This is a genomic window from Sulfitobacter sp. L-8, from assembly GCF_056859255.1.
Genome location: NZ_JBSXOD010000056.1, coordinates 534,814 through 547,255, shown reverse-complemented (window position 1 = coordinate 547,255; position 12,442 = coordinate 534,814). Strand labels below are relative to the sequence as shown.

11 protein-coding genes are annotated in these 12,442 nt (G+C 57.4%); 3 read left to right on the top strand and 8 right to left on the bottom strand.

Features of this window, described 5'->3' with window-relative positions:
* The first annotated feature begins 145 nt into the window (after positions 1-145).
* The gene (locus tag AC13DE_RS19355) at positions 146-925 is read left to right on the top strand and encodes a DUF4167 domain-containing protein (RefSeq protein ID WP_483048743.1); all 780 of its coding nucleotides are present in this window, start codon (positions 146-148) and stop codon (positions 923-925) included.
* 622 nt (positions 926-1,547) lie between these two features.
* Here AC13DE_RS19355 and rsmA read toward each other — a convergent pair.
* The 6 genes from rsmA to lptF all read right to left on the bottom strand — a co-directional run bounded on the left by rsmA (position 1,548) and on the right by lptF (position 9,040).
* On the bottom strand, positions 1,548-2,390 hold the full coding sequence (gene rsmA, locus AC13DE_RS19350; RefSeq protein ID WP_483048742.1) for a 16S rRNA (adenine(1518)-N(6)/adenine(1519)-N(6))-dimethyltransferase RsmA: 843 nt from the start codon (positions 2,388-2,390) through the stop codon (positions 1,548-1,550).
* An 82-nt stretch (positions 2,391-2,472) separates the two neighbouring features.
* A complete protein-coding gene (gene pdxA, locus AC13DE_RS19345) occupies positions 2,473-3,441 on the bottom strand; it encodes a 4-hydroxythreonine-4-phosphate dehydrogenase PdxA (protein ID WP_483048741.1) in 969 nt (322 codons plus the stop codon).
* Positions 3,438-4,655, bottom strand: a complete 1,218-nt coding sequence (locus tag AC13DE_RS19340) for a peptidylprolyl isomerase (RefSeq protein ID WP_483048740.1) — start codon at positions 4,653-4,655, stop codon at positions 3,438-3,440. Before AC13DE_RS19340 ends, pdxA begins: the two co-directional genes overlap by 4 nt.
* A gap of 5 nt (positions 4,656-4,660) precedes the next feature.
* Positions 4,661-6,814, bottom strand: a complete 2,154-nt coding sequence (locus AC13DE_RS19335) for an LPS-assembly protein LptD (RefSeq protein WP_483048739.1) — start codon at positions 6,812-6,814, stop codon at positions 4,661-4,663.
* A gap of 1 nt (position 6,815) precedes the next feature.
* Positions 6,816-7,913 carry an LPS export ABC transporter permease LptG gene (gene lptG / locus AC13DE_RS19330; RefSeq protein WP_446312436.1) on the bottom strand — a complete coding sequence of 366 codons (1,098 nt, stop codon included), beginning with the start codon at positions 7,911-7,913 and terminating at the stop codon, positions 6,816-6,818.
* A complete protein-coding gene (lptF, locus tag AC13DE_RS19325; protein ID WP_483048738.1) occupies positions 7,910-9,040 on the bottom strand; it encodes an LPS export ABC transporter permease LptF in 1,131 nt (376 codons plus the stop codon). Before lptF ends, lptG begins: the two co-directional genes overlap by 4 nt.
* 138 nt (positions 9,041-9,178) lie before the next feature.
* Between lptF and AC13DE_RS19320 the strand changes: the two genes are divergently transcribed.
* Together AC13DE_RS19320 and AC13DE_RS19315 are read left to right on the top strand one after the other, a co-directional pair.
* Positions 9,179-10,651 carry a leucyl aminopeptidase gene (locus AC13DE_RS19320; RefSeq protein WP_483048737.1) on the top strand — a complete coding sequence of 491 codons (1,473 nt, stop codon included), beginning with the start codon at positions 9,179-9,181 and terminating at the stop codon, positions 10,649-10,651.
* A 4-nt stretch (positions 10,652-10,655) separates the two neighbouring features.
* Complete coding sequence (locus AC13DE_RS19315) at positions 10,656-11,114, top strand: DNA polymerase III subunit chi (protein WP_483048736.1); 459 nt, start codon at positions 10,656-10,658, stop codon at positions 11,112-11,114.
* Between the two features lie 18 nt (positions 11,115-11,132).
* On the opposite strand, the gene AC13DE_RS19310 is transcribed toward AC13DE_RS19315, so the two are convergent.
* Complete coding sequence (locus tag AC13DE_RS19310) at positions 11,133-11,717, bottom strand: retropepsin-like aspartic protease family protein (protein ID WP_446297178.1); 585 nt, start codon at positions 11,715-11,717, stop codon at positions 11,133-11,135.
* Positions 11,718-11,767: 50 nt separating this feature from the next.
* Positions 11,768-12,406, bottom strand: coding sequence for a MarC family protein (locus AC13DE_RS19305; RefSeq protein ID WP_446312440.1), 639 nt, complete (start codon positions 12,404-12,406; stop codon positions 11,768-11,770).
* Positions 12,407-12,442: the final 36 nt, after the last annotated feature.

Genomic DNA, 12,442 nt, shown 5'->3' with positions numbered 1-12,442 from the left:
TTCAAAGATGTTGCAGCGGTGGATGCCAAGTTGGCGGTCCCGCGCGGCGGTAAGCCCAACAGAGCATAAGGCTAGCTTTTGATGGATGCATACGCATCCGGCAGCTTTTTATCGAAGCACAGCATAACAAGGCTGAACTGATTACATGAAATCTTCCAGATCACGGTCCCGGTCCAAGAATCCTCGCAACCGTCAACCGCAAGGCGGCAATGTCGTAAACCGCGTTTTCGACAGCTCTGGCCCCGAGGGCAAAGTGCGTGGCACACCTCAGCAGGTCATTGAAAAGTATAATCAACTGGCCCGCGACGCACAGCTTAGCAATGATCGCGTAGCCGCCGAGAATTTCCAGCAACACGCCGAACACTACTTGCGCATGCTGTCGGAAGCCCAACGCGAGATTGACCAGCGCCGCGACCAGCAAGAGCGTGAAAACCGCGAGCGCCAAGCTGAACGTGACCGCGAGCGCGTCGAGCGTCAGGAGCGCGAGGCAGCGCAGGCCGGACAAAACAACGATCAAGGTGATTCCAGCGATCAGACTGAGCAAGCTGAGCAGACACCCCAATCAAGCCAGCCTGAACAGCAACGCCAACAGCAGGACAATCCTGCGCGGTCGGACTCACCAGAACCCGCTTCGGAGCAACCTAAGCGGCGGCGGAGCCGCAACAACAATAACAACAAGCCCGCTGAAGATACGCCCGACGCCAATGGGGATGCCAATGGCACCGCCGAGCAATCGGAAGAAACCAATCTGGTTGAAACACCGGAAAGCAAGCCCAAGCCGCGTCGCGCACCGCGGCGTAAACCCCAGCCTAAATCGGACAACACCAATTCGGAAAACGGTGACGACCAGAACGCGCAAAAGCGTGAAAACCGCAGCGCAGACACCGACAACAAGAACGACGATCAGTCCGAAGCGGCGGAATAAACTACCGGAGTGATTGAATGGCCGTGCGTTGTGTGGGGCCATTCCAATTTCATCGAGCCCTCGGTTGTTTTGAGTGTGATCATGGGCCCAGTATGGTGGACGCAACCGGGTGTCGGTCTGGAACCCGCGGCCAAATGACACCTAGGGTATGAGGCATCAAAGGGGCTGTCCAAGCTCTGCGCCACAAGAGATAATCATGCTCGGGGCACGGGCCGATCATCCATTTTGTGCCACGACACATCGCACTATTCAACTTTGATGCGAACCAGATATTCCGTGAAAGCTCCGGCACTCTTTACCCTTGTTTGACCTACGGGGATGTTTTGTAACGCAACAGAAATCGGACAGTGCCATTCAATTCGGTACTCGCAGGAATGTGCTGCGATACCAAGCGTTTCACCGGCATATCCAGAGTAGCCTGTCTTAAGCGCCGTTCAATTGGTGTACACTACCGCGGCGTCACACTGTTCGGACACATATCGACTAACACCAGCGTGGTGGGTGTGATCAACGGCGCTTGAGGGTCGGGCCTTGAAGCTACGTTGGTGTTGGAGAATGTCAAAGAGGGTTTGGTCGACAGAGCCAGACAAGGAGCGTTGCTGGCGAAAGTTATCGACCGTGGTCAGACCTTGGCGACTTCGCGTGCCAGGGCGCAGAACCCTTCGAGCGGAACCTGTTCGGCACGGTCGGTGGGTTTCAGCCCGGCAGCCAGAAGCCGATCTTCGATATCGGGAGCAACGCCTCTCAATGCGGATCGCAGCATTTTGCGGCGTTGGTTAAACGCGGCGGCGACAACGCGGTTCAAAACCTCGGGGTCGGCCGGAAAACGTGGTTCAGCCAAGGCGGTAAGGTGGACAACCGCAGACGAAACTTTGGGGGGCGGGGTGAATGCCTCGGGAGGGAGCTGTAGCACAATCCGCGCATCGGCCCGCCACTGGGCCAACAGCGCAAGACGCCCAAAAGCCTTTGACCCTGGCTTTGCGACAATACGCTCAGCGACTTCGCGTTGAAACATCAGGGTCAGGCTTTGCCAGAACGGCGGCCATTCACGAGGTGTAAGCCAACGGACCAAAAGCTCGGTACCCACGTTGTAGGGCAGGTTGGCCGCGATGCGGATAGGCGGGGTCAGATGCGCCAGCGGGTCAACCTGAAGCGCGTCGCCCTCAATGACCGTAAGACGTCCCGGATAGGCATCCGCGATCTCCGTCAACGCGGGCAAGCAACGCGTGTCCTTTTCGATCGCAAGAACGTGTCGTGCACCTTCTGCCAGCAATCCCCGGGTCAGCCCGCCGGGACCGGGCCCGATCTCGAGCACATCACACTCTGACATGTCGCCAGCTTGTCGTGCGATCTTGGCCGTGAGGTTCAGATCAAGCAAGAAATTCTGACCCAGCGATTTGCGCGCCTTAAGGTCATGGGTGTTGATCACGTCACGCAGTGGTGGAAGGGTATCGATGGAGCTCATCAGCGCGCCGGTCCTATATGGTTGTCAGGGCCCGATCCACGGATGGCCTTGTGCCAAACAGTTGTTGTGTGAAACGTCTGCATCATTTCTGTGCCATCTTATAGGCAAGACGTATCGCTTCTATCATACTTGTCGGGTTGGCGATCCCTTTACCGGCGATGTCAAACGCAGTGCCATGATCTGGAGAGGTGCGCACAAACGGCAGGCCGAGGGTCACGTTGACCCCACGGTCGAAATCCAGCGTCTTGATCGGGATCAACGCTTGGTCGTGATACATTGCGACAGCAACATCATAACTGGTACGCGCAGCGGCATGAAACATCGTATCCGCGGGCAAGGGACCACGAAGCGAATAACCTTCTGCCTGCATTTCACGCACAAGCCCCACCATCCAGGTTTGTTCTTCGCGGCCCATCGTGCCGCCTTCGCCCGCGTGAGGATTCAACCCGGCAACAGCTATGCGAGGCTGTGAAATGCCAAACTGGTTTTGCATGCCGGCGGCGGTAATTTCTATCACCCGGCGCAGACGGGACGGAGCAAGCAGGAGCGGCACTTGATCCAATGCAATGTGTATCGTCGCGGGCACCACCCGCAATTGATCACTGGCAAGCATCATTACCACGTCAGCGACCCCCGCAAGGGCTGCAAGATATTCAGTGTGTCCCGGATAGGCGAAATCGGCCCCATCCTTGAGCGCCTTTTTGTGGATCGGCGCCGTTGTCAGGGCGCAGGCTTCGCCGCTGCGCACCAGATCAACACCCCGGGCAATCACGTCGATCACGTTTTGTGCATTGGCGGGCTCGGGGATGCCGGGGCGCACATCTTTGGCGAACGTATGCGCAAGGACAGGCAAGGCTTCTGAATTGACCCCAAGTGCCTGGGCAGGGGTGTCGATCACCTGATGGGGAATGTCGTGTGGCAGGTGACGCGGGTCACCCAACCACACCATCGGAATTTCGCCCGCCAGCATGGCCCACGCGCGCGCCGCGACCTCGGGGCCGATACCTGAAGGCTCCCCGCACGATATAACGACGGGTCGATCCGGGATCATTTTCTGACGATACGCGCGTTGGCCCGAAGCTGTTCGAGAAGTTGATCGGCATATCCCGACAGGCGTTCCTGACGCAGCACATTTATGACATCGTCCCTGGAAGCGGATTCGTTGGCAGAGGCGGTACGACCGCACAGCATCAAAAATACCAGCGACTGACCATTTGCTCTTGTCAGGGCGGTGGACACTTCTCCTTGATCCAGCTTGGACAGTTCGAGGGCGATATCTTGCGGAATTTCACCGGGTTTTTTGGTTTCACGATCAAGGACGCTTACAGGTTTCCCCTTGGCCACACCGTAAAGATCGTCGCAGGTGTCTACGCGTGCGCGAACCCGCTCAGCCTCGGCGAGGCCGGCTTGGCTACGTCCTCCGGGGATATAGTAGGCTGCGTATTCGATGGCCGAATAGGTCGGTGCGGGTGCGTTTGTCTCCTGGATATCTCGCATCTGAAACAGTGCCACGGCATTGGGGATCGGTAAGGGGTCCGTTACCTGTCCGGGGGCGAGCCCCATGACCAGTGGTTGCAGGCTGGGCGGCAGGTCCGACAGATTTTGCCAATCAAGGCGGCCACCATTCCCTCGGGACGCCGTTGCGGAATATTTGGTTGCATAGTTGGAAAACTCAGCCGCTGTTTTTGACTGAGAAATCTGCTCGGCAAGCGCGTTGATGCGGGCTGCGTCCTGTGGCGGGGCCGGGATGATAATCTCGGACATCAGCACACGAACGCCACTGCCGCGTGTCGATCCCAGTGCTCGGCTGATTTCAGCGTCGGTAATCTGGGTGCGTGATCCATAAAGACCTCGGATAAGCTCGCGCCATCCGATCGAGTTCACCACGAAATCCCGGAAGGTCTCTCTTGAAATGCCGGCCTGCTCAAGGCGTTTCACAAATTCGTCGGTGCTCAAGTTTGCACGGCCGGCAAATTCGGACAGGCTTTGATCGATCGTCTCGGCGGACAGCTCGATGCCGGATTTCGTAACAGCCTCGTTGCGAAGCCGTTCATCAATAAGCGACTCTATGGCCCCCTCACGCGTGGCCCCCGGGGCGTTCAGCGCTTGCAGGAATTTCTGGCGCTGCTGCACTTCGAATTCGGTCACCACCATCTGATTGACCTTCGCAACAGGCGTATAAAGACCCTGCGCCGCAACCGGGGTCAATGCCAATAAGGCCATCCCCAGAACGGCTATACTACACGTCAGTCGCTTCAGGTTCATCTTGCTTACTTCCCACATGATCGCACATATCTTTCTTTTCCGTTTGAGGCCGAAAAGCCGCGCATGCCGACGTTAAACCCGATATTGGTCGACGGCTCAACACTTGTAGACGAGGTGTAGCGACGACGCACCAAGAGGTCTATGCTTACACATTCATTATTGTAAGTCAGGCCAACACCCGCCGTCGCGGCCTGCTTGTTCACCACATCAAAGCGGACATCTGCCGCAGCGGTCCAATGCCGCCCAATGTCGTATGTCCCGTCCAACGACACTTCGGAAACGGCCTGGGTCCGGTCTTCGGCTGCATCGGCTTCCAGCCACACATATGTGCCCGAAATGCTGGCTTTGCGAAATGACCAGTCACCCCGCAATTCGGTCTTGGATATCTGCAAGTTCGTATCCAGCAAGGTACGGGCGGTAATCGCCATCCCGGCTGTATTCCGAATTTGCGCGGCCAGCAAAAGGTCGGAACTGGTTCCGGCAAGACCCGAGGTATCCGAAAAGGATGGGTCCACGATACTGCGGAACACTTGACCGGCAGAAATATACGCGTCCCACCCCTTGGGGTTGATCCGCGCCCAGTTCACGCCAAGGGCAGCGATTGTGCCGCGTTCACGCCGGTCTGGCCGTGGAAAGCGGGACAGCGCCAAAAGGTTGCCTTGATCAAATTCGACCCGGGTGCTTTCCTCGTTCGGGATAAGCTGCCGGTCGCCCCCGGTCCACCCCAGTTGTGCGACAGGGGTAAGCACCTGTGAAACGTCTGCCGACACGCGTCGCACCATCGGATAGCTGAGCGCGACAGATGAAAACGGCGCGATATCGCTATGGTTCTGTGCAAAGGTGCTGTCTTGGGTGATGTCGAAAAAATTAAAGCTGGTTCCCGCTCGCACATCTGTCACCAGACCCGATCGAAAGGTAAACCTGCGCAGATATTCCAGCTTGCCATTGATCCGCGCGACGTCACGCCCGTCGACGATCAGGTCCGGGTCGGGGCCGTCTGTGTCTCTGTCTGAACTTCTGCGATGGCTATGGGCCTGAAGCGAAAGCCGCACTTCGCCACCGACCGACTTGGGAAAGAACCGTCGTTCAAATTCGCCATCAATTACCAGCGTCGGCAGTGTCGCATTCACTTCGCCTGCACGCAGTGATTCAAAATTGTACAGACTGGCGCGCACATAGCTGTCGCGACGCGCCCGCGACAAGGTAAGGTCGCTGCGCAACCGGTCTTCGTATGAATACCCATATTCGCTGAAATACGCCTCGTCGCTCACGGTCTTGATGTTGAAACTCAGCAGGTAACCACGGCTCATCTTGAAGGCACCGGATCCAAACAGGTACCCGCGCTGTTCATCGGGCCGTTGATCATCGCGGGTGTAGGCACCGATGAAATCGATTTTACCGTTGGTAAATGCCTGCCGATACCGCAGTTCAAGCGTGCGGGTGGACGAAGAAAGGTACGGGGTCACCGTAAGGTCACGAGAGTCGCCCAGCTTGATGAAGTACGGAATTTTCAATCCGGTCCCCAGTTGCGATGTCGTTCGTACCGACGGGGCAAGAAACCCCGAGGCACGTTTGAGCGTGGGATCAGGCAGGCGCAACCGCGGCAGATAAAACACCGGCACCGTGCGAATACGGAAAGTCGCATCGTCAAAATAGAGCTGCTGCGCTACCTCGTCATGGATGACACGGCGGGCTCTGATTTGCCAAAGCGGCACCTCACCGTCTGCACACACCTTACACGACGTTACGGCGGTTTTATAAAGCTGGCTATACCGCCCATCTACGCGGTCAATCTGCGCCGCTGCCAGTTGAAGCTGCTGGTTAAGGACCATCCGGGCACCGCGTAGCAATCCGTTTTGCAGTCCTTGATCAAGTTCGGCAGTGTCGGCCAATATCACCGCGCCGGCACCGTCGTTCAGCACGATAGGCCCAGTGATCGTCAAAAGCCCGGTCTGGTCGTCATAGCTGATGGCTTTCGCACGCAAACGGGTATTGCCCTGAACGGCTTCGACGTTGCCTTGGGCAACCAGCACGCGGTCGCGCGTGATATACAGATCATCCGCCACCAAGACCGCCGCGCCGTCAGAACCGGTGCTTTGCGCCATGACCGACCATGGCGTCGAGATTATCAGGGCAAGAATTAGGAAAAGTCGGCGCATCTCAACCATCCTCAGCGTGTAAAAGTAGGCCAAGCGCCAGCAAAATGGACGCGACAGGCGGTGCCCACGCAGCCAAGACCACGGGTATCTGCCCGTTCTCGCCCAAGATCTGCGCAAAACTGCGAATGAAATACAATCCGAACCCCAACAACACCGACGCCAGCACCGCGACCCCTGTGCCGCCGAACCTCGTATGGCGCATGGTGAAAGCGCTCGCAACAAGAACCATCGCAACAAGGAAAAGCGGCCGCGCCAGTTCGGCCTGCAACCAGACCTTGTGACGCCGCGGACTGAAACCCGCCAATTCAAGCTGCTTGATAAATGCGGGCAGATCATAGATGGAAACGGCACCGGGGTCGCTTATGCTTTCGCGTATCCGGTCCAAGGTCAAATTCGATGGCAATGACAAGGTGTCGGATGTTTCGGCATTTGCTTCGGCGTTAACACCAAGAGCCAACGGCCACGATTTGACGTTGGTCAGCATCCATACGCCGTCTTCGAGAGCCGCGCTCTCTGCCTCTATCCGCCGGACCGGACCGCCATTTGGCTCATAAGACAGGAAGGTGACATCATACAGGACCGATGCATCCTGATTGGAGCGCCAAGCCCGGATAACAGTCTGCCCCTGTTCGCCACCTTGGCGCAGCCATAACCCTTCTTCGTTGATGGAAAGCGCCGACGCGCCGCTTGAGCGTATATGTTCGGACAGTTGCATGTAACGTTTGGCCGTCGCTGCGACGATGGGATTCAACATGCCTACCGCCATCACCCCGATGATCAGTGCCACCCCGACAGGGGCCTGCAAGGCGCTCAGGGCGGATCGACCCGAGGCGCGGGTCACGACCAGTTCAGACGACCGTGCCAAAGACAGGAACAACACAACAGTCGCGAGGATCATGATCAATGGCAGGATCAGGTTCATCGTCGCGGGGGTGTTCAGCATGGTCATTGCAAGGATGCGCCCCCAGCCGATTTCATAGCTGCCGAATTTTCGCGACTGTTCCACAAGGTCGACTAGTGTCACCAGTGCAAACAGTACCGTCGAGATAAGCACGAAACCCATCAAAAACCGGCGGGCGAAGTAAAAATGCAAAGTCATGCGGTTTTCCTTCGCGATCGGATGCGCCGTGTCCACCCCGGATGGGAAGCTTGCCAGATCATGCCGATAACCAGAGCGGCCCCAAGCAGAGTGGGAAAAAACATCACCGGCCACATGCTGGCATCGTTGCGCACAGTGTCGACAAGTGCGCCGCGCAGGCCGTCGATCGCGATCAGCAGACCAAAGGCGATCACAATTTCCCGCCACACGCCAAAGCGCGAAAATCCGCCCAAGATCAGCGTGGCATAGCCAATCATCGCGGCGACCACCGAAAACAACGGCTCGGCAAAGCGCGCGGCGAGATTTTCGACCAGCGCGCCTTGTGATTGCTTCACCTTCTCGGCAAGCCCGGTCCAGTTGGCCAAGATTTCCGGGGTCGTCAAACTATCTATTGAAGCGACGCTATTGGCTTTGCTGGTCACCAAAGCGGAAATATCAAAGGAAAAATCGCGGAATTTGGCGGTTGATAATTGCTTGCCCTCCGCCTGCAACCGCTGCGCCAGACCGTCGACCATGATCAGCGTCGTCCCTTCGCCGTTTCGTACCAGATAGGCCTCGGCGGCAGTATAGATCACACCCTCGTCCTGCTTTCGTCGGTCAGAAAGAAACACATCACGCAGCACCCCGTCTGCTCCGATCAGCCGGGTGTAAAACGTAACTTTGGAGGTAGGATGGAGGAATGTGCCTTCGGTCAGCAACCGTGCCGTCACGTTTTGCGAGATTTCAGCTTCGCGTTGCTTGAGCTGGGCGTTCGCCATCGGCACCAGAAAATGCGTGAGCACCGACAACATCGCCGCGACACACAAGCCATAGATAAAAACCGGACGGGCAAGTCGCCAAGGGCCAGAACCCGTCGCCTGCAACACCGTCAGTTCGGATTCGCTGGTCATGCGGTTGATCACGTACACAGCCCCGGCAAACGTGGCGATGGGCAGAACGGTCGTGATGAGCTTGGGCAATCCCAGTACCGTGAACTCCAGAAAAACAAGGGCGGTTTGCCCGTCGCCGATCAAGCGGTCAAACAGCACGACAGCCCGGTTGATCCAGAAGATCGCAACCAGGACCAACGCAAAGAAACTGAACAGGGTCAGAAACTGGGACAACATATAGCGGTCGAACTTTGCCAATCTGCTTCCCTTGGGTGATCTGAGGCTGGAATTTCGTGTCACGATAAATGAATTTTACGACCACGAAAACTGCTATCTGGTCTTAGTCGGCCTCGCGCGGTACGTCTAAGCAAGAATATGACTGAAGGGATGCCCTATATGACCACATTGACGCCGATGAGCTTTGCCCAGACAGATATAGATCAGGCCAAGACCCATGCTGGCCGCGTCGCCATCACGGTTGATGCAAGCGGCAAAATGAACGCGGGTGCGCGGCGGATCAACAAGTTGACAAAGGGGGCGGTAGAGCGGCTCGTCAACGGTAAGGAATTCGCGGATCTGTCGGCTGGTGATGCAATAAGCCTTGGGTATCCGTCGGGCATGGATGCAATCGCGGTTGACGTCGTAAAGCTCGAGAACAACTCGGATGCGACCACGTTGCGCAAGGCCGGAGCGGCCTTGGCAAAACGTCGTGGGGATTCCGACCTGCTGGCGCTGTTGGGTGGTTTGCGCAAAGCGGCCGAACTGTGCTTTGGATTGGCGATGCGGGACTACACCTTTGAAGATCGCAAGACGAACGGCAAGCCACGCAAGGGGGCCGTTACCATCATGTGTACAAACCCCGAAGCGGTAGAAGCCGCCGCCGCACCGCTTCTGGCCATCGCCCAGGGTGCGTTTATGACGCGGGATTTGACCAATGAACCGGCAAACGTCCTTACCACGACCGAATTTGCCGACCGTCTGGCCGAAATGGAATCCATCGGCCTGAAGGTCGAAATCCTGGACGAAGCGAAGTTGGAAGAATTGGGCATGCGCACGCTGCTCAGCGTCGGGCAGGGGTCGGCCAGCCCGTCCTACGTGGTGGTGATGCATTGGAACGGGGCCGAGAAAACCGTGCCTCCATTGGCGCTTGTGGGAAAAGGTGTCGTGTTCGACACCGGCGGCATCAGCCTCAAGCCCGGTGTCGGCATGGAAGACATGACGATGGACATGGGCGGTGCTGGCGTCGTGGCTGGTGTCATGCGCAGCCTTGCGTTGCGCAAATCCAAGGCCAATGTCGTCGGCTTGGTCGGAATTGTGGAAAACATGCCGTCAAGCACCGCGACGCGGCCGGGGGACGTGGTAAAGACCATGAAGGGCGACACCGTCGAGATCATCAACACCGATGCCGAGGGCCGGCTGGTTCTGTGTGACGTGCTTTGGTACGCTCAGGAAAGGTTCAATCCAACCGGCGTGATTGATCTGGCGACCCTGACAGGTGCCATCATCATTGGGCTTGGGCATGAAAACGCCGGCGTCTTCTCGAATGATGATACATTGTGTAATGCCTTTCTGAAAGCGGCGCAGACCGAAGGCGAAGGCGCATGGCGCATGCCCATGGGCCCCGGCTATGACAAGCTTTTGAAAAGCCGGATCGCGGATATGAAAAACATTGGCGGGCGACCCGCCGGTTCGGTCACCGCAGCGCAGTTTCTAAAGCGGTTCATCAAGGATGGAACCCCGTGGATCCACCTTGACATCGCAGGTGTCGCGTCGGTCAAAAGCGAAACCACGCTGGCACCCGCAGGCGCGACCGGCTGGGGGGTTGCCGCCCTGAACCGCCTGATCTCTGACACGCTTGAGACCGACTAGGGTAATGGGGGTTGCCTATTTCTACCACCTGACCCAGCGACCATTGGTCGAGACATTGACCATGTTGCTGGGCAAAGCCCGCAGCGCGGGCTGGCGCGTGGTCATCCGCGGGACAGACGCCGATATGCTTGCCCAGATGGATGTTGCGTTGTGGCGTGGCCCCGACGATGCATTCCTGGCGCATGGACTCGCAGGGGGGGATCATGATGCGGACCAGCCGATTTTGCTCACCACTTCGGTGGAAGCCGCCAACGGGGCAACATGTTTATTCTCGATCCACGGTGCCGATGTCTCGCCCGAGGAAGTGGCGAGGCTGGATCGCGTCTGCATTCTTTTTGACGGGTTGGACGACGCTGCATTGAATGCGGCGCGGGGCCAGTGGGTCAAATTGAAAAACGCCGGAGCACGTGCACAATACTGGTCTGAAGAAAGCGGAAGATGGGAGAAAAAATCAGAAACATAAGGTGCTTGCGCGGCATACTTAACGTTTTAGAATAAGTTCGTTGTTGGCAATCTCGATCCGCCCCCAACGTTGTAGATATCCCATCCCCAAAAGCGATTGCGGCATTTCCCCGTCATTGACCACCGCAGGCACATCGAAGTCGCGGACCTCGCCCAGTTGCACTTCGCTTAACCGGACATAGGCGGTGCGGACCTCTCCGTTGGCGGTGGTTGCGCGCCCCAGATAGTTCAACGTGTCCGGTGAAAGGCCCGCGCGTTCTGCATCTTGGCGGGTCAGCACCATGTCACTTGCACCGGTATCGACCACGAACCTGATCGCTTCGCCATTGACCAATGCCGTCAGGTAATAATGCCCGTCGGCGGAACGTGGTATGGTAACAGCGCCGGTACCTGTTTCGTAGCTTTGTCGGGGGACCCCGCTGTTGCGCGTGATGTCGCCCCACAACCCGTATCCAGCGGCAACCCCGACAAATATCATCCCCCAGACGGCGATCTGTTGCAGAGACTTGTTCAGCCCCTGACGGTTTTGCATGTAAAACCATCCCGCCACCATCAGCAACAGCAGGATAAGATAGATCAGACGGCTGGTTTCAATTTCGGGCATGACGGCTTCCTTGACTACTGAAAGGAATATGGGGGGTCATCGGCTGAATATCAGCCCGGACCGGGAGCAAATCCAAACGCGCTGAGACCATCTAGCACAAATTGCACCGACAGGGCCGCCAACAACATTCCCAACAGCCTTGTGATGACATTGATGCCGACCTTGCCCAGAACCCTTTCCAGGTATCCGCTGGCCTGCATCGTAAGCCCCATGATGATAAGCACCCCAAACGTAATGGTCATCACCGTTACCAGTCCTTCGATTCCTGGCTTTTCACCCGTCAGCAGGATCACCGACGCGATAGACCCGGGCCCTGCGATCAATGGAATCGCGAGTGGAAAAACCGAAGGATCGTCATGGTCATCATCGGCTTCGGCCTGACCTTCGCGTCGTTTGGTACGGCGGTCGAACAGCATGTCAAGCGCGGTCAGGAACAGCAAAATGCCGCCCGCCACGCGAAAAGCCGGCATGGAAATACCGATAAACCCCAACACCGCTTCGCCGAAGGCTGCGAACACCAAAAGAAGTAGACCGGCGATGAAAACCGAACGCCATGCAATCCGGCGCCGCTGACGGGCGGTCATCCCCGGGGTCAGCGCAAGAAACATCGGCCCGATTGCAAACGGGTCGATAATCACGACCATCGTGGCAAAGGCGGTGATCATGTAAGCCGTATCGAATGTGATCATGTGCTGTTGCGGGGGCCATGCCCCGGCCCCCAATAA